Origin of the sequence: Aeromonas sp. 604282, from assembly GCF_049170575.1 — a bacterium.
GTDB classification, from domain to species: Bacteria; Pseudomonadota; Gammaproteobacteria; order Enterobacterales; family Aeromonadaceae; genus Aeromonas; species Aeromonas veronii_A.
The window spans coordinates 28,878-45,308 of sequence record NZ_JAAKMV010000003.1; the positions used below are offsets into that span (position 1 = coordinate 28,878).

17 protein-coding genes are annotated in these 16,431 nt (G+C 61.6%); 14 read left to right on the forward strand and 3 right to left on the reverse strand.

Annotation, left to right across the window (positions count from 1 at the left end; genetic code table 11):
• The first annotated feature begins 17 nt into the window (after positions 1-17).
• Both G5367_RS05495 and G5367_RS05500 read left to right on the forward strand, forming a co-directional pair.
• The gene (locus G5367_RS05495) at positions 18-1,586 is read left to right on the forward strand and encodes an ATP-binding protein (protein WP_421244162.1); all 1,569 of its coding nucleotides are present in this window, start codon (positions 18-20) and stop codon (positions 1,584-1,586) included.
• A gap of 3 nt (positions 1,587-1,589) precedes the next feature.
• Positions 1,590-2,285, forward strand: coding sequence for a response regulator (locus G5367_RS05500; RefSeq protein WP_421211491.1), 696 nt, complete (start codon positions 1,590-1,592; stop codon positions 2,283-2,285).
• Positions 2,286-2,366: 81 nt separating this feature from the next.
• Here the strand turns inward: G5367_RS05500 and G5367_RS05505 are convergent, their stop codons facing one another.
• Complete coding sequence (locus tag G5367_RS05505; protein ID WP_337075449.1) at positions 2,367-3,266, reverse strand: DMT family transporter; 900 nt, start codon at positions 3,264-3,266, stop codon at positions 2,367-2,369.
• A 233-nt stretch (positions 3,267-3,499) separates the two neighbouring features.
• On the opposite strand from G5367_RS05505, the gene G5367_RS05510 reads away from it, so the two are divergent.
• Positions 3,500-4,285 carry an AraC family transcriptional regulator gene (locus G5367_RS05510; RefSeq protein ID WP_421293931.1) on the forward strand — a complete coding sequence of 262 codons (786 nt, stop codon included), beginning with the start codon at positions 3,500-3,502 and terminating at the stop codon, positions 4,283-4,285.
• 80 nt (positions 4,286-4,365) lie between these two features.
• Here the strand turns inward: G5367_RS05510 and G5367_RS05515 are convergent, their stop codons facing one another.
• On the reverse strand, positions 4,366-5,883 hold the full coding sequence (locus G5367_RS05515; RefSeq protein WP_421244160.1) for an aldehyde dehydrogenase family protein: 1,518 nt from the start codon (positions 5,881-5,883) through the stop codon (positions 4,366-4,368).
• Positions 5,884-6,119: 236 nt separating this feature from the next.
• On the opposite strand from G5367_RS05515, the gene G5367_RS05520 reads away from it, so the two are divergent.
• The 11 genes from G5367_RS05520 to G5367_RS05570 all read left to right on the forward strand — a co-directional run bounded on the left by G5367_RS05520 (position 6,120) and on the right by G5367_RS05570 (position 16,113).
• Positions 6,120-7,799, forward strand: a complete 1,680-nt coding sequence (locus G5367_RS05520; RefSeq protein ID WP_421244159.1) for a sigma-54-dependent Fis family transcriptional regulator — start codon at positions 6,120-6,122, stop codon at positions 7,797-7,799.
• 130 nt (positions 7,800-7,929) lie between these two features.
• Positions 7,930-8,340, forward strand: a complete 411-nt coding sequence (locus G5367_RS05525; protein ID WP_421244158.1) for a VOC family protein — start codon at positions 7,930-7,932, stop codon at positions 8,338-8,340.
• Between the two features lie 101 nt (positions 8,341-8,441).
• Complete coding sequence (gene phoB, locus G5367_RS05530) at positions 8,442-9,131, forward strand: phosphate regulon transcriptional regulator PhoB (RefSeq protein WP_005338414.1); 690 nt, start codon at positions 8,442-8,444, stop codon at positions 9,129-9,131.
• 8 nt (positions 9,132-9,139) lie between these two features.
• The gene (gene phoR, locus G5367_RS05535) at positions 9,140-10,435 is read left to right on the forward strand and encodes a phosphate regulon sensor histidine kinase PhoR (RefSeq protein WP_421244157.1); all 1,296 of its coding nucleotides are present in this window, start codon (positions 9,140-9,142) and stop codon (positions 10,433-10,435) included.
• Positions 10,436-10,613: 178 nt separating this feature from the next.
• On the forward strand, positions 10,614-11,588 hold the full coding sequence (locus G5367_RS05540; protein ID WP_005338411.1) for a PstS family phosphate ABC transporter substrate-binding protein: 975 nt from the start codon (positions 10,614-10,616) through the stop codon (positions 11,586-11,588).
• Positions 11,589-11,769: 181 nt separating this feature from the next.
• Positions 11,770-12,576 (forward strand): M48 family metallopeptidase, encoded by an 807-nt coding sequence (locus tag G5367_RS05545; RefSeq protein WP_040066701.1) that lies wholly within the window; start codon positions 11,770-11,772, stop codon positions 12,574-12,576.
• A complete protein-coding gene (locus G5367_RS05550; RefSeq protein WP_005338408.1) occupies positions 12,564-13,070 on the forward strand; it encodes a GNAT family N-acetyltransferase in 507 nt (168 codons plus the stop codon). Before G5367_RS05545 ends, G5367_RS05550 begins: the two co-directional genes overlap by 13 nt.
• Positions 13,071-13,178: 108 nt before the next feature.
• Entirely contained in the window at positions 13,179-14,081 is a 903-nt protein-coding gene (locus tag G5367_RS05555) for an ROK family protein (RefSeq protein ID WP_005343908.1), read from the forward strand.
• Positions 14,082-14,122: 41 nt separating this feature from the next.
• Entirely contained in the window at positions 14,123-14,848 is a 726-nt protein-coding gene (locus G5367_RS05560) for a copper homeostasis protein CutC (protein ID WP_167570345.1), read from the forward strand.
• A 150-nt stretch (positions 14,849-14,998) separates the two neighbouring features.
• The gene (locus G5367_RS05565; RefSeq protein WP_005338405.1) at positions 14,999-15,610 is read left to right on the forward strand and encodes an FKBP-type peptidyl-prolyl cis-trans isomerase; all 612 of its coding nucleotides are present in this window, start codon (positions 14,999-15,001) and stop codon (positions 15,608-15,610) included.
• Between the two features lie 188 nt (positions 15,611-15,798).
• A complete protein-coding gene (locus tag G5367_RS05570) occupies positions 15,799-16,113 on the forward strand; it encodes a DUF2845 domain-containing protein (protein ID WP_159158398.1) in 315 nt (104 codons plus the stop codon).
• Positions 16,114-16,165: 52 nt separating this feature from the next.
• On the opposite strand, the gene G5367_RS05575 is transcribed toward G5367_RS05570, so the two are convergent.
• Positions 16,166-16,384, reverse strand: a complete 219-nt coding sequence (locus G5367_RS05575; protein WP_421172537.1) for a DUF1107 family protein — start codon at positions 16,382-16,384, stop codon at positions 16,166-16,168.
• Positions 16,385-16,431: the final 47 nt, after the last annotated feature.

Sequence of the window (16,431 nt, forward strand, 5' to 3'; positions counted from 1 at the left end):
CGTTTTAAGGTATGTGCATGAAGCTTCGCCACCAGTTGGTCACCCTCTCTCTTGGGCTCTCCCTGCTGCTGATCCTCATTCTGGGCAGCCTGCTGGCCCTCTTTATCCGTCATCTGCTGGAAAGCAATCTGCAGGATAAGGGGAGCGATCTGGCACGGGTCATGGCGGCCGATACCCGGGTGGTCGAGGCCCTGCGTCAGGGGAGTGATCCGACTCTGCGCGACTATGTGGAGGCGGTCTGCAACCGCACCGATGCCACCTATATGGTGGTGACCGATGAGCATGGTCGCCGCCTCAGCCACCCCAACCCCGAGCTGGTGGGGCAGAAGTTCCGTGGCGAGGATATCTGGCCCGCGCTGCAGGAGCGGCGCAGCTACTGCTCCAAGGAGCGGGGCACCATGGGGCCGGCGATCCGCTGCTTCTCCCCGGTGGTGGGCGGTGACGGGCGCGTCATGGGAGCCGTGGTGGTGGGCTACCTGATGCAGCAGGTAGAGGGCATCTACATGGAGCGGGTGGCCCTGCTCATCTGCGCCATAGTAGCGGTGCTGGGATGCGGCCTGCTGCTGGCGCTCTGGGTGCAGTATCTGCTGCGCAAGACCCTGCTCGATCTGGAGCCGGAGGCGATCGTGCGCCGCTTCACCCTGCAGGATCTGGTGCTGGAGCACATCACCGAAGGGGTGATTGCCCTCGATAGCAGCGGCAACATCAACATGATCAACAGTACTGCCAGCTATCAACTGCGGCTGCCGGCCACCGGGCGCCACGCCCTGCAGGGGCAGTCGCTGGTGGCGCTGGTGCCGCCCCTTGCCCCCTGTCTGGAGCAGGAGGGGGGCGAGGTGAGCTTTACCATTCAGGGGGAGTCCTTCGTCGGTCGCTGGCAGGCGGTGCAGGGCAAGGCGCCGGGGCGGCTGCTGATCTTCAGCCGTCCGGAGGTGGCCGCCAGTCTGGGGGTGCAGGTGACCCACCTGCGCCAGTATGCCGAGATGCTGCGGATGCAGAGCCACGAGTTCGCCAACAAGCTGAGCAGCCTCTCCGGCCTGTTGCAGCTGGGCCATGTGGATCAGGCGGTGGAGCTGATCCAGCAGGAGAACGAAGCGTGCCAGACCATGCTGCAGGAGCTGCTGCGGCTGATCGACAACAAGCCGGTTGCGGGGCTTATTCTCGGCAAGTTCAGCCGGGCTCGCGAGCTGGGGGTGACCCTGGAGCTAGATCCCGATTCGGCGCTGGCGGAGTATCCGGCCTCGGTCTCGGCCGATCTCATCACCCTCATTGGCAACCTGCTGGATAACGGCCTGCAGGCGGCCTGGCGCAACCGCCAGCAGCGGCCGCCGCGGGTGCTGCTCTCTCTGTGCGATGTGGGGCGGCGGTTGGTGATCGAGGTGGAGGATAGCGGCGAGGGGGTCGACGAGGAGTTGGCCGATCATCTGTTCGATTACGGGGTGAGTCGTCAGAGCGGCGATCACGGGGTGGGTCTGTTCCTGGTCAAGGAGACCGTGGGTCGGCACGAGGGTGTGATAGAATGGCGGCGAACCGCCGAGCAGACCACCCTGTTTGGTATCTACTTGAATAAAAACCAATTAATGTGAGCCATGGACCCAATAATCACGCTTGTTATTGAAGATGACGATCGGATCGGTGCCATCTTGTCAGAACTGGTGGCGGCGACACCCGGTTTCTCCCTGCTGGGGCGGGCCGGCACCCTGGCCCAGGCCGATACCATGATGGCCGGTGTGGTGCCCCAACTGCTGCTGGTGGATGTCTCCCTGCCCGATGGCTCCGGCCTTGAGTGGGTGAGCCGCCTGCGCAGCCACAACCGCGAAGCCTATGTCATCATGGTGACCGCCTCGCGGGATGTGGAGACCATCCAGCAGGCCCTCAATCTGGGGGTTCATGACTACGTCATCAAACCATTGCGGCTGTTTCGCATCCAGCAGAGTCTGGACGAGATCCTGCAACTGCACAGCCGCCTCTGCGAGCGGGGTCGGCTGGAGCAGGAAGATCTCGACAAGCTGCTGGGCAAGGGAGGGCGCTCCCAGATCAAGGAGATGCGCGTCACTCCCAAGGGGATCGACAGCATCACCCTGCGTCAGGTGCTGGATCTGCTGGCGGGTGAGCCGGAGAGTGTCTTCTCCACCGACACGGTGGCGCTGCGACTCTCCCTCAGCCGCACCACGGCGCGCCGCTATCTGGAATATCTGGAGTCGGAAGACCGGGTAGATGTGGATCTCAATTACGGCCAGCGCGGGCGGCCTGAGCGTCGCTACCGCTGGCGCCGGGCGGGGTGAAGTTGGTTCACAGTCGTTCAAACAGGATAGAAATGAACAAGGGAGCCAGCGGCTCCCTCGTTGTTTTTGGCATGTTGCCCATCAGGCCGTGTTGCGCTCCGGCAGTGGGACACGCTTTTTCAGCTGGGAGATCATCACCCCGCCCAGAATAAGCCCGCCACCCAGCAGGTGATAGCCGTGGATCGGTTCACCCAGGCCGACGACGGCGATCAGCGCCGTACAGAGCGGCATCAGGTTCATAAAGACCGAGGTGCGCTCGGCGCCCATGCAGGCGAGGCCGCGCATCCAGCAGTAAGCCGCCAGCAGGGAGGAGGCAAGCCCGGCGAAGAGCACCAGCCCCCATCCTTCGGCTGGCACCGCCATCGAGTCTGCGCTGAGAGCGAGCGGCACCAGCAGCAGTACCGCCAGCAGGATCTGCATGTAGAGGTTGAGCCAGGGGCCAAACGGCAGGTGCCAGCGGCGGATCAATAGGCCGTAAAGGGCGTAGCTGGCGGAGCCCAGCAACATCATGCCATCCCCCGGGTTGATGCCGTTGTGGAGCAGGGCCAGTGGTTCGCCCTTGCCAAGCAGCCAGAGCACCCCGAACAGGGAGAGGCTCATGCCGAGCAGTGCCTGTTTGCCGGGACGCTGGCCGAAGAAGAGCGCCCCTTGCAGCAGGGTGAGCAGCGGAATCAGGGAGCCGATCACCCCCATATTGGTGGCCGAGGTGCTGTGAGCAGCGTAGTAGGCCAGACACTGGTAGAGCACCATACCGAGGGCCGCCAGCACCAGCAGCTTGCCGAGCCAGGGTCGAACCTCACTGCGTCGCCGCCAGAGGGTGGGCAGACAGAAGGGGGTCAGCGCCAGGGCGGCAATCACCCAGCGATAGAAGGAGATAGCCGCGGGGTCGAGCACGCTGGCGGCCGCCTTGGACACCACGGTATTGGTAGCCCAGATCAGCACCGCCATCAGCGGAAAGAGAAGAGGGGAAAAGATTCGCATCAGAGGCTCCTTATTAACAGGGGGCCAAGTCTACCCTTGTCTTTATATTATCAAGTAGCGTAAAACAGACAGATGACCCAGCAGAAAAGACAACTCTTTCTGATGCACCTTATTCCGGCCCACACGGGCTGCGTCTGCCCGCAACTGATGGCTGCTTTTGACCTGTGCCGGAGACCGAGCCAACAGGGCGTTGCATCACGCCTGCTCCTCTCTCTCACTGACAAGGGGCGCTGATGGCCACTCACCACTTTCAGCCGGTAGATGTCGTTCTGCCCGCTCCCAATCCGCTCTATTTCAGTTACCAGCAGATGCTGGCCGACAGCGCGACCGTGCTGCACTCCCACCCCTGGGGCCAGCTCAACATGATCAGCCTGGGGATCATGGAGATAGAGCTGGGGGATCAGCGACTGGTGGCCCCTGCCGACTACCTGATCTGGGTACCTGCGGATCTCGACCACACCTCCTACAACGAGCAGACCCTCGACTACACCTCCATCTACGTCAGCCACGAGCTGGCGGCCAAGCTGCCGCTAGAGCCCCGATTGCTGCTGCTCACCCCGCTGATCCGCGCCCTGCTGAGCGACTTTTGCGAACGGCGGGTAAGCCATATGGCGGATGAGTGGGATCAGCGTCAGGCCGAGTTGCTGGTGGAGCGACTGGCGCGCACCCGCTGTCAGGAGAGCTACCTGCCGATGAGTCAGGACAAGCTGCTGGCTCCCATGCTGGCGGCGTTACACAGCGATCCTGCCGATCCCCGTACTCTGGCCCAGTGGGCCGGACAACTGCACACCACAGAGCGCACCCTGGCGCGGCGCTGCCTGCGGGAGCTGGGGATGAGCTTCGGTCAGTGGCGGGCGCGGCTGCGGCTGCTCAAGGCACTGGCCTGGCTTAAGGGCGACATGCCCATTCAGGAGATCAGCTGGCGGCTCGGTTACGGCTCCACCTCGGCCTTTATCGCCATGTTCAACCGGGAGCTGGGCTGCCCCCCCCAGCGTTATCGCCTACAGTCAGGCCGATAACAGATTGCCGGACATGTCATCTGGTGAAGCAAAACAAGAAGGGCGCCCGCAGGCGCCCTTTCTGATGACGTCTGCTTGCGCTAGAAGAAGCCGAGCGGGTTGATGTCGTGGCTCACCAGCAGGTTCTTGGTGTTCTGGTAGTGGTCCAGCATCATCTTGTGAGTCTCGCGGCCGATCCCCGACTTTTTGTAACCGCCAAAGGCGGCGTGTGCCGGGTAGGCGTGGTAGCAGTTGACCCAGACCCGGCCAGCCTGAATGCCACGCCCCATGCGCCAGGCCAGATTACTGTCGCGGGTCCACAGGCCTGCTCCCAACCCGTACTGGGTGTCGTTGGCAATGGCCAGAGCATCCGCCTCGTCCTTGAAGGTGGTGACCCCGAGCGCTGGCCCGAAGATCTCCTCCTGGAATACCCGCATCTTGTTCTGACCGGAGAAGATGGTGGGCTGGATGTAGAATCCCCCCTCCAGTCCGCTCACCTTGGCCGGGCCGCCGCCGATCAGCATCTTGGCCCCTTCGCCGCGGCCGATCTCCATGTAGCCCAGGATCTTGTCGAACTGCTCGCGAGACGCCTGCGCCCCCACCTGAGTGGCGGTATCGAGGGGGTTGCCCTGAACGATGGTGCGGGCACGGGCCAGCACCCTGTCCATGAAGTCGTCATAGATGCTGGCCTGCACCAGCGCGCGGGAGGGACAGGTACACACTTCCCCCTGGTTGAAGAAGGTCATTAGCATCCCTTCCACCGCCTTGTCGATGTAGCTGCTCTCGTGCTGCATCACGTCGGCGAAGTAGATATTGGGGGACTTGCCGCCCAGCTCCACGGTGGAGGGGATCAGCTTGTCGGCTGCGCAGCGAAGGATATGGGCGCCCACTTCGGTCGAACCGGTAAAGGCCAGTTTCTGGATCCGGCTGCTGGTGGCGAGCGCCTGACCTGCCTCGGCGCCGAAGCCGTTGACCACGTTGACTACGCCGGCAGGCAGGATGTCCTTGATGAGATCCATCATCAGCATGATGGTGACCGGGGTCTGCTCGGCGGGCTTGAGCACGCTGCAGCAACCGGCCGCCAGCACCGGGGCCAGCTTCCAGGCGGCCATCAGCAGCGGGAAGTTCCACGGGATGATCTGTCCGACCACGCCGATGGGCTCCTTGAAGTGGTAGCTGACGGTGTTCTGATCCAGCTCGGCGGCCGAGCCCTCCTGAGCGCGAATGCAGCCAGCGAAGTAGCGGAAGTGATCCACCACCAGCGGCAGGTCGGCGGCCAGGGTCTCGCGCACCGCCTTGCCGTTCTCCCAGGTTTCGGCGATGGCGAGCACCTCGATGTTCTGTTCGATGCGATCGGCGATGCGCAGCAGCAGGTTGCTGCGCTCGGTGACGCTGGTCTTGCTCCAGCTGGCGAACGCCTTGTGGGCGGCGTCCAGCGCCAGCTCGATGTCGGCGGCGTCGGAGCGAGCGACCTCGCAGAATACTTTGCCATCCACCGGCGAGATGTTTTCAAAGTAGCGGCCGGCGCGCGGTGCCACCCACTCACCACCGATGAAGTTGTCGTAACGGGACTTGAAGCTGACCAGGGCACCTGCCTGACCGGGAGCGGTATAAATCATCTCATCATCCTTTATGTGTGTGATCCTGACCGGACTGGCTGACAGACCGGTTGCCAGCTGATATCGCAAGGGGCGTGCCAAAGGGTCTGACCAGCAGATAGAAGGTTACAAAAACGTTATCAAATGGGGTGTGGCAGCGTATCTTGGTTAACCAATGACCACGGCTATTGCGATAAAACTGTACCGTTTCTGGACAGTGGCCGAGACAGTCGTGCTGTTTGTGAACAGGAGGCGTGATGAGTGAGTCACTTCAACCCGGTCCCGGTCCGATCCAGCGTTCCTGGCAGCGTTGCCTGCATCAGGGGCTGAGCCGCCAGCAGAGCGCCGATCTGGACTTGCTGCCCCAGGGGGAGCTGTCGGCCCGTCAGGATCAGCACAGGGCTCTGATTGCATGCTTCCAGCGCTTCGTGCTGCCGCTGTTTGCTCAGTTGCTGGCGGGTCGCCCCTGTCGCCTGTTGTTGTGTGACGGTGAGGGGGCCATTCTGGCCGCCAGTGGTGATGAGGGGTTCGCCCGCCATGCCGAGCGTATCTTTTTGCGCAGTGGTGCCCGCTGGGGTGAGGCGAGCAAGGGCACCAACGCCATCGGTACCGCGCTGGCCGAGCAGAGTGAAGTACAGGTGCTCGGCAATCAGCACTTCTTCGCCCAGCACAGCTTCCTCAGTTGCAGCGCTTGCCCGTTGCTCGGGCCGGATGGGCAATTGCTCGGGGTGCTCGATATCTCCACCGATGCGGCTCACCACGATGGCGACATGCTGGGCACGGTGCGGCTGCTGGCCATGACCCTCGAAAACGCACTGTTGGCGCGTCAGCCGGGCTGGCTGGTGGATCTCGATCCCCAGAGCCTCTGGTCCGCTCGCCTGTTGCTGGGAGAGGAGGGGGAACTGCTCGGCGCCAACCGGGCAGGCCGACTCTGGCTTGGCCAGCACCCTTTCGATGGCAGGCAACTGCTGCGCGAGGGGCGTGGCTTGCGGCTGGTACCAGAAGCGGACGTGACACCTTCCTGCACCGCGCTGCCGGGTCACTCAAGCCCGGTGCCACATCCGCAGCAGGTGCCGCTCAAGATGCTGGAGCGCGGCATTTCGCTGCTTATCGAGGGGGAGACCGGCAGCGGCAAGGAACATCTGGTGCGCGAACTGCACGGGCAGTCGAGCCGGCGGGCGCAACCGCTGGTGTGCGTCAACTGCGGCGCCCTGCCGGCGGAGCTGGTGGAGGCCGAGCTGTTTGGCTACGTGGGCGGGGCCTTCAGCGGTGCCCGCAGCCAGGGTAGTCAGGGGTATCTGCGCGCCGCCCACGGCGGCATCCTGATGCTGGACGAGATCGGTGAGCTGCCGCTGCTGGCACAGACCCGCTTGCTGCGGGTGTTGCAGGAGCGCGCCGTCACCCCAGTCGGCAGCCACAGACCTGAGGCGGTGGATTTCTGGCTGGTCAGTGCCAGCCACCGGGATCTGGCGGCCATGGTGCAGAGTGGCGCATTTCGCGAAGACCTCTATTACCGGATCTGCGGCTGGCGCCAGCAGCTGATGCCGCTGCGCCGTTGGCCTGCCGCTGAGCGTCTGGGGCTGATCCGGCGGCTGCTGGCGGAGATGGACCCGACCCTGCGTCTGACCCGCGATGCGGAGCAACAGCTGCTGGCCCATCCGCTGCCCGGCAACGTGCGCCAGCTCAAGCAGGCACTGGAAGTGGCCTGTGTGCTGGCAGAGGGGTTGGGTTGGATAGAACCCGCCCACCTGCATCTGCCCAGTGTGGCCACAGAGCCCGGCGCCTTGCCGATGGGGGAGGCGACCAGCTTGCGTGAACAAACCCGGCGGCAGGTACAGCAAACGCTGGCGGCATGCGGCGGCAATGTGAGCGAGGCCGCGCGCCAGCTGGGGATCAGCCGTACCACCCTCTACCGGACGCTGCGCGAAGCCCCTTGAGTGCTCGCTCCCCCTCATCGGTCGTTTTCAAGACGCACATGACGGCTGGAGCCCTGCCCGTCCAGCCGCTATGATGCGCCCTTGCCGGGGGCATTTCGCCCGTTGACTCATCCGTTGAGGATTTTCTGCTATGTCACAACACATAGGGGCGCTGACCCTGCTGGTGGCTGATTACGATCAGGCCATTTGCTTTTTTACCGAGGGACTTGGCTTTGCGCTCCTGGAAGATACCCGGCTTGATGAACCGGGCAAACCTGGCAAGCGCTGGGTGCGGGTTGCCCCCAAAGGGGCCCCGGGTTCTGCACTGCTGCTGGCACAAGCGGCCAATGCGCAGCAGCAGGCCGCCATCGGCCAGCAGGGTGGTGGCCGGGTATTTCTGTTCCTCGAGACCACTGATTTCTGGGGGGATTACCAGCGCATGCAGGCGTACGGTGTTCATTTTTGTGAACAGCCCCGCGACGAGCCGTATGGCACTGTGGTGGTATTTGAGGATATCAGTGGCAACCGCTGGGACTTGTTGCAACGCACTGCTGCCAACTGAATCTGAAAACGTTTATCATCCCGCCTGTCATAAAGTCATAAAAGTGTCACAGAAAATTCTAATAATTGGCGCACCCATCTTCACAGAGGAGAGAGAAGGGAATGGCTAAGCGAATTCTGGTGGTCGAGGACGAAGCACCGATCCGCGAAATGCTCTGCTTCGTGCTGGAGCAGAAGGGATATGAGACGATTGAAGCGGAAGATTACGCCGATGGACTGGCAAAGGTGCGCGAACCCTACCCCGAACTCATCGTGCTCGACTGGATGATGCCGGGCGGCAGTGGCATCCAGTTTATCAAGCAGCTCAAGCAGGATGAGGTGACCCGCCAGATCCCGGTGGTGATGCTCACCGCCCGCGGTGAAGAGGAGGACAAGGTGCGTGGTCTGGAGGCCGGTGCCGACGACTATATCACCAAGCCGTTCTCGCCCAAGGAGCTTACCGCTCGCCTCCATGCAGTGATGCGCCGCGTGTCGCCCACCTCGGTGGACGAGGTGATCGAGGTGCAGGGGCTGAAACTCGATCCTGTCTCCCACCGGGTCAGTGCCGAAGAGAAGGCGCTCGACATGGGGCCGACCGAGTTCAAGCTGCTTCACTTCTTCATGACTCACCCCGAGCGGGTCTACAGCCGTGAACAGCTGCTCAATAATGTCTGGGGTACCAATGTGTACGTCGAGGACAGAACCGTGGATGTGCATATTCGTCGCCTGCGCAAGGCGATTGAAGAGACAGGGCACGACAGATTGATCCAGACGGTGCGTGGAGCCGGATACCGCTTCTCAACCCGTCTCTAGAGGCTGTTATGTTGCAACCCTACGCCTGGCGGCGACAGTTGTGGCGAGTGGCATTTTTTTATGCGCCTTTCGCATTGGTTGGCTGGCTGATTGATCACCTTTCGCTCACTCTGCTGGTCGCTGCGTTGCTCCATCTTGGCTGGCATTACCGTTTCCAGAAGCGGCTGTCGGACTGGCTGTGGCACGATCGCAGTCTGGTTCCTCCCAACGGAAAAGGCAGTTGGGAGCACATCTTCAATGGCATTTACAAGTTGCAGCAGCGCCATCGCGCCCGGCGTCGCGAGTTGGCGGGCCTGATCCGCCGTTTTCGGGAAGGGGCCGAGGCATTGCCTGACGCGGCCGTAGTATTGCGCGATGATGGCAGCATCCTCTGGTGCAACCGGCTGGCGGAGCAACTGCTCGGTTTTCGCTGGCCGGAAGATGCCGGCCAGCATATCGGCAACCTGATCCGCAACCCGGCTTTTACCGCTTATCTGGCGAAACAGGCTTTTGACGAGCCATTGGAGATGCACTCTCCGGTCAATGAGGAGAAGTTTCTCGAGTTTCGCATCATGCCCTACGCCTCCGATCAGGCGATGCTGGTGGTGCGCGATGTCACCCGCTTGCGCAGTCTGGAAAAGACCCGCAAACACTTTGTCTCCAACGTCTCCCATGAGCTGCGCACCCCGCTTACTGTGCTCAAGGGCTATCTGGAAATGACCGAGGAGCCGCCGCCGCCCGCCATGTGGGCCAAGGCGCATCGGGTGATGATGGAGCAGACCATCCGGATGGACAACCTGGTCAATCAGCTGCTCACCCTGTCGCGCATCGAGGCGGCTCCGAGCGTGGATCTTTCCCATCTGGTAGACATGCCCGCCATGTTGGGGCTGCTGGAGCAGGAGGCGCGGGCGCTCTCGGGGGAGCGGGCTCACCAGATCGAATTCATGGTGCAGCTCAACCTCCTGGTGCGTGGCGATCAGGAGCAGCTGCGCAGCGCCGTCTCCAATCTGGTCTACAACGCCATCCACTACACCCCTGCGGGGAGAAAAATCAGCGTGGAGTGGCGCAAGCAGGGGGCGATGGCGCTATTTGCGGTGCAGGATGAGGGGGAGGGGATCCCGCCCGAGCATCTGGCGCGGCTCACCGAGCGGTTCTATCGGGTCGACAAGGCCCGCTCGCGCCATACCGGCGGCTCAGGCTTGGGCCTTTCCATCGTCAAGCATGCCCTCAGTCATCACGACTGCCAGCTCGATATCGAGAGCCGGGTCGGCCTTGGCAGCCGCTTCAGCTTTCTCATCCCGAGCCGTATGGTGGTGATTAAATAGTCTTTTATGGCAATGAGTTAGCTGCAAAAAGAGGGCCTTTGAACGGGCCCTCTTTTCATTTGTTCAAATCTGTCGCCATGTCATTAAAGTGTCACATTAAATCCATAAATTTGTCACTGCCAGGTCAGATACTGGCGCCGTTTTAAGAACGGACCTTCTGTAACTTTGGAGAGATTGGATGAAACTCAACAAACTGGCTGGTGTAATCGGATTCACCGCAGCAACCCTGTTTTCTGTCAGCGCCCTGGCTGCCGGTGTGGATAAAGACCTGCCGGATTACACACCGACCAGCGGCATTTCGGGCAACCTGTCCTCTGTCGGCTCTGATACTCTGGCCAACATGATGACCCTGTGGGCCGAAGAATTTAAGCGCTTGTACCCCAACGTCAACGTGCAGATCCAGGCCGCCGGTTCTTCTACCGCCCCGACTGCCCTGACCGAAGGTGTTGCCCAGTTCGGTCCGATGAGCCGTGCCATGAAGGCCGGTGAAGAGGAAGCTTTCGAGAAGCGTTACGGCTACAAGCCGACTGCCATCCGCGTTGCAGTCGATGCCCTGGCGGTGTTCGTCAACAAGGACAACCCCATCAAGGGGCTGACCATGCCGCAGATCGACGCCATCTTCTCCAGCACCCTCAAGTGCGGCGAAGCCAAGGCTGCCACCAAGTGGTCTGATCTGGGTCTGGATGGCAACTGGTCCTCTAAGGATCTGCAACTGTTCGGTCGCAACTCCGTATCCGGTACCTACGGTTACTTCAAGGAGCACGCCCTGTGTAACGGCGACTTCAAGAGCGGCGTGAACGAGCAGCCGGGTTCTGCATCCGTGGTGCAGTCTGTCTCTGCCTCCCTGAATGGCATCGGCTACTCCGGTATCGGTTATGTCACCTCCGGCGTGCGTGCAGTACCGCTCTCCAAAGATGGCAAGACCTTCATCGAAGCGACCTCCGATAACGCCATCACCGGCAAGTATCCGCTGTCACGCTTCCTGTACGTTTACGTGAACAAGCATCCGAACAAGCCGCTCTCCCCGATGGAGCAAGAGTTCGTCAAGATGATGCTCTCCAAAGCAGGCCAGAACATCGTTGCCAAAGATGGCTACGTGCCGGTGCCGGCCAAAGTGGTACAGGCTGACCTGAAAAAGCTGGGTATCATGTAACTGCCCGCAGTCAGCATGCCCTGATAAAACGAGCCCCAAGCGGGCTCGTTTTGTTTTTGGCGGCTGTCAGTTTTGTTAATAGCGCAGGATGGATATTTTTCCGCCAGCCGGGGGCTGGCTCCCTTGCGCAGCAGGGCGGCATTTCCGAGAATAGGGCAACGTTATGGCAAAGGATCCCTTCATGATTGCGTCCCTCTCCAAGTTTGGCCTGGTAGCCCTCTGTAGTTCCCTGCTGGTCGCCTGCGCCCAGTCGCCGACCGGCCGCAGCCAGATGCTGCTCTACTCTCCCCAGCAGATGAACCAGCTGGGCGCCGACTCCTTCGAGCAGATGAAGAAGCAGGAGAAGGTGAGCAAGGATGCCAAACTCAACGCCTATGTCTCCTGTGTTGCCAAGGCGGTGACCGCTCAGGTGCCGGCCAGCTATGGCATCACCAACTGGGAAGTGGTGGTGTTTGACTCCAAACAGGTCAACGCCTTCGCCCTGCCCGGCGGCAAGATTGGTGTCTACAGCGGCCTGCTCAAGGTGGCCAAGAATCAGGATCAGCTGGCGACCGTCATCGGCCACGAGTTGACTCACGTGCTGGCCCAACACTCCAACGAACGACTCTCGCGCAGCCAGCTGGCGGGGATCGGTCTGGCGGCTGCGGACATTGCCATGGGCACCAGCGAGTATCGCGGCGCCACTATGGCCGCCCTTGGCCTCGGGGTCGAGGTGGGGGTGATGTTGCCCTATGGCCGAACTCAGGAGAGCGAAGCGGATCGGCTGGGGCTTGAGCTGATGGCGCGTGCCGGGTTCAATCCGGCCGAGGCGATCCCCCTGTGGCAAAACATGAGTGCCGCCGCCGGTGGCAACACGCCGCCGCAACTGCTCTCCACCCACCCGAGCAACGAGAACCGGATCGCCGAGTTGCAGGCGCAACAGGCGCAAGTGCTGCCGCTCTATGAGCAGGCCCGCGCCAACGGTCTGGTACCCCAATGCAAGGCATAAGCCTGCGCATGGCGCGCAGCGATGATGCCGCCGCCATGACGGTGATGCAGCGAGCCAGCTGGCTCGCTGCCTACGGCCAGGTGCTCGGTGCCGACCTGCTGGAGCAGCTGGACGTCACCGCCCATCTGCAGATTTGGCAGAGCCGTCTGGCCGAGCCTGGCCCAAGGCCCATGCTGCTTTGTCTCGACGAGGTGGTGATTGGCCTGCTCTACTGGCAACCACAACAGGAAGCGGGGCAGAGCCATGCCCTGATCCGCGCTTTTTACCTCCATCCCGACCATTGGCGACAAGGCTATGGCAAACGGTTGTGGCAGGCGGTGGCGATGCAGATGCGCCGCGCCGGTTGTCATAGCGTCAAATTGTGGCTGCTCGATGGCAACCACATCGGCGAGGGGTTCTACCTGCGCCGCGGCTTCGTCTTTGATGGTGAGGAGCGCACCCTGATAAGCCTCGGGCAGCCCTGCCTGCAGCGACAAATGAGCCGTTTGCTCTGATCTCTCTCCCGTTTTTTCGCCCTCGGTCACTTTATTTTTTTTGCGAATTAATACAATGTCCCCCTTGGAACAGAGTTGGATAAACACGGGCTGACAGGGAGTGCGGGCATGTATTACGGCTTTGATATCGGTGGCACCAAGATCGCCTTCGCGGTCTATGACGGAGCATTGAACCTCTGCCACGAGGAGCGAATGAGCACCCCGGGCAACGATTACGAGGGGCTGCAGCAGCTGATCCGCTCCCGGGTCGAGCAGGCGGATGCCCGCTTCGGCGCACGGGGCTCGGTCGGTATCGGTTTTCCCGGTGTCATCAACAGCCAGGATCACAGCATAGTGGCGGCTAATCTGCCCTCCATCAATGGTCGCCATCTGGGCGCCGATCTGGCCGAGCTGCTGGAGCGGCCGGTCAAGGTGGATAACGACGCCAACTGCTTCCTCTGGTCCGAAGTGCATCAAGGGGCAGCCGACGGCGCCGGCAGTGCGCTTGGTGTCACCATCGGCACCGGCATCGGCGGCGCCGTCTATCTGGCGGGCAAGCTTATTCAGGGGCGCAACTGGCTGGCTGGCGAGATTGGTCACTACCCCTTGCCCGCGACCATGCTGATGAAGTACCCCGAGTTGCCCCGTCCCCGTTGCGGCTGCGGCCGTCTGGTCTGTTTTGAAACCTATGCCTCCGGCACCGGTCTGGAGCGTCTCTATCATCATTTCCATGGTCAGCGCGCCACGGGTCACCAGATTGTGGGGCGCTTCGAGGCCCATGAACCCCATGCGGTCGAGACGGTCGACTGCTGGCTGGAGATCATGGCCGCTGGGCTTGCCACCGCCATTTCGGTGATTGATCCCGAGGTGGTGGTGTTGGGGGGCGGCCTGAGCGGCCTGCCCGCCCTCTATGAACAGCTGCCGCTACGTCTGCCCGGTCACTTGCTGCCCGGGGTCGCCCTGCCCGAGATCCGCCAGGCCCGCTTCGGCGGTGCCGGTGGTGTGCGCGGCGCAGCCTTGCTCAATCTATGAGATCAGATGTGGGGTCTGATCTCCCCGAAAAAGGAGTCCTCATGACCCGTCTTGAAATCTGTATCGACAACCTGGAATCCCTCTTCACCGCCCAGCAATCCGGGGCGGATCGCATCGAGCTCTGCTCTGCGCTGGGTCTGGGCGGCCTGACCCCCTCCTATGGCTTTATGCAGCTGGCAGCCCGCCACGCCACCGTGCCGGTTTACGCCATGATCCGCCCGCGCGCCGGGGATTTTTGCTTCAACGACGGCGAGTTCGAGATGATGCTGCAAGATATCGCGGCGGCCCGCTCTGCCGGTCTGCAAGGGGTAGTGGTCGGTTTGCTGGATGAGGAGGGGCGGGTGCCTGCCGCCAAACTCAAACAGTTGGTGGATGCTGCAGGACCGTTGGGGGTCACTTTCCATCGCGCCATCGACCTCTCCTCCGACTGGCGCCTCGATCTGGAGACCATAGTTGCGGCCGGGTGCGAGCGCATTCTGAGCTCGGGCCATGCGCCGACCGCGTTGGCTGGGTTGGAAACCCTGCAGGAGATGCAGCAGGCGCTGGCGGGGCGTGCCAGCCTGATGCCGGGCGCCGGGGTCAATGCCGACAACGTGCGCACCATCATCGAATTTACCGGAGTGAGCGAAGTGCATATGTCCGGTATGGGCTGGCGCGGCGGCATGGTGCCGCACGGAGTGAATATGGGCACTTCGGATGATGGTCGGGTCAATATCACCGATGGCGCCAAGGTGGCTGCGGTCAGAGCCTTGCTGGATCGCGGTTAAGCAGATCGCCGCCGTTGGGCGGCGTTCATCCGCATCTTGTGTGAAGTTCCTCCCACTGACGGGGAAATCAGGGGCGCCCCCGGCAGCACCCCGGCCAAAAGTCTGATATTATCCCGCCTCTTTACTACATGGATCTGGAGCAACATCTCAATGTCCCAATACGACTCTATCGAACAGAAGGCCAGCTATGGCATCGGCCGCAACATGGGTGATCAGCTGGCGCAGCAAGCCTTCGCCGGTCTGGATATCCCGGCCTTGCAACAAGGTCTGGCAGATGCCCTGAATGGTCTGGAGTTCGCGGTCAGCCGTGACGATATCAATGATGCCTTCCAGGTGATCACTGCGCGTATGCAAGAAGAGCAGGAAGCCGCCGCCAAGGCCGCCGCTGCAGACGGCGAAGCCTTCCTGGCTGACAACGCCAAGCGCGCTGAAGTGAAGGTGACCGACTCCGGTCTGCAGTACGAAGTGCTGGTAGAAGGCAACGGTGCCGTTCCGGTAGCCGGTCAGTCCGTGCGTGTGCACTACCACGGTACCTTCACCCACGGTGGCGTATTCGACAGCTCCGTCGCTCGCGGCCAGCCGGCTGAATTCCCGGTGACCGGCGTGATCGCTGGCTGGGTTGAAGCGCTGCAGCTGATGCCGGTTGGTTCCAAGTGGAAGCTCTACATCCCCCACGATCTGGCTTACGGTGCCCGTGGTGCAGGTTCCATCCCGCCCTACTCTGCACTGGTATTTGAAGTTGAGCTGCTGGACATCCTGTGATCCTGCTGGCTTGATGTAAACGGCGACCCTCGGGTCGCCGTTTGTTTTTGGATTATGTGATAGACAGCATTTGTCGCGACCAGCGGGCTGGAAAGGAGAAAAGGGCGGCTCTTTTGCGCTTTTTACTGGTTTTTTCAGAAACGGGAACAGGCATACTGCGACTCATTAGAGAGGATAAGGAGAACCCGATGAGCAAGAAGATGAAGAAAGTTGCGGGGCTGGCCCTGTTGCTGATGAGCATTCCGGCCAGTGCTGATGCCATGCGCTGCAAGAACGCCCTGATAACCGAGGGAGATACCACCGCCGAGATGCTGCTCAAGTGCGGTGAGCCGATGTTGCGTGAAGAGCTCAACCGCAACGAGGAGAACCAGTTTGGCAACATGGTACAGGTCAAATATGGTGAACGCTGGACCTACAACTTCGGCAAAAACGAGTTCATGCGCTTTGTGACGGTGCGCAACGGCATCATTACCGATATCGAGAACGGCCCGCGCGGCCAGTAGCCGGCGGGCAAAGCATGGATGCACAACAGACAGTAGGGCAAGACCCTTTGACTCACATGTCCGGCAAGGGGTCGTTGTGACCAAGTTGTCTGACCGCCAGATTGATCTGGCGAGCCAGTCTTAGCCGCTGGCGGCAGGTCAGGCCATGGAGGCTGATCCTGCCCGCGTTGAATTCAAATGTCCCCAGCGACTCGATGGCAAAATAGCCTCGATGAAAGCTCTTGATGTAGCGAGCGATCTGCCGTGGGGATAACTGCTTGAATACCTTCATCACACGGTCCCTGATTGCCTGGACAGGGCACACTATGGTGTCGGTCG